This window comes from Cohnella terricola (genome assembly GCF_007786475.1).
Classification (GTDB): Bacteria; Bacillota; Bacilli; order Paenibacillales; family Paenibacillaceae; genus Cohnella; species Cohnella terricola.
Genome location: NZ_VNJJ01000041.1, coordinates 1 through 1,145, shown reverse-complemented (window position 1 = coordinate 1,145; position 1,145 = coordinate 1). Strand labels below are relative to the sequence as shown.

The following is a 1,145-nucleotide window of genomic DNA, read 5'->3' as shown; positions in this document are numbered from 1 at the left end:
CCCAAGCGTGTTGATTAACCAAAAAAAGTAGAAAAAAGGCCGCCCATTCGGTAAAGTGTTTGTACCCCTACAAACACCGAAATGAGGCGGCCTTCTTGAAAAAGTCTACTCCATTATGGAGAATCATGCAAACGGTAATCCCTAAAGAAAAGGTAGAATCTATTCTTAAAGAAGTCGGGTACGTGGATGTTGCCAGGAATTTCACGGTTTATCGTTTGTTCCTGTTTCTGAGTGAAGCGACGATTCAGCAATGGGACGGATATCGTGACGGCGAAAAACGAATGACGCTTAGTGGGCAAAAGCCGGCGGACCATTCTACGCTCTCCAAAAAAGCCAAAGACGTTCCCTTCGAAATATTCCAGCGTTTGTTAAACCTTATGATTGAATTGTGTAATCGCAGGACCCGACGGGCTCTAAGGATTCCCAAAGAGCTGCTTATCGTGGACTCTACCCAAATCACAGTCGGTAGGGGACGACTTCCTTGGGCGCCCCTCCAAGGTCAAAAAGCAGGCGTGAAACTACACGTCGCGTTTCTTGCAGATCGCGGGGAGGTACACCGCGTTACTGAAACCACAGGAAATGAGCCCGACCTGAAGAGTTGCCCGAAACTGCTGGATCCTAGATTTATTTTGGTTGCAGACCGGGCTTATGGAAAGCACAAGCTCTTCGATGATTATGAAGCGCGGAAAACCAGGCAATACTTTGTGATTCGACTGCGTGATAATACGACATTTTGTCAGGTGCTCCCCAGAGAGCGAAAAGCCCCGTTTTTAGGAACGATTGAACAAGATTTTACTTGTCAGTTGGGGAAAAACTATGCACTCTCCGAGCACCGTTTCAGGGTGGTGACTCTAAAAGATCCCAACGGAAATCCGGTCATTCTGGCGACGAATCTGCACTGGCACTCGGCAGAACGAATCGCTGAGATCTACAAGAGCAGATGGCAGATTGAAGTGTTTTTTCGCTGGATTAAGCAACACTTGAACGTCCCCAAACTGTTCGGTACGACACCAAATGCGGTATATGGTCAGTTGTATACGGCGTTAATCGTTTATGTCCTGCTAAAATACGTGTTCGATCAAGGAAACGCAACCGTCCATTGGAGCGCACGGTTGACGTTTGCCGATTTTGATCGCTTATTTAGT

At 47.2% G+C, this 1,145-nt stretch carries 1 protein-coding gene; it reads left to right on the top strand.

The features are described 5' to 3' along the window. Nucleotides 1-95: 95 nt before the first annotated feature. The coding region (locus FPZ45_RS25150; protein WP_144707409.1) for an IS4 family transposase at nt 96-1,145 on the top strand (1,050 nt) is incomplete at its 3' end.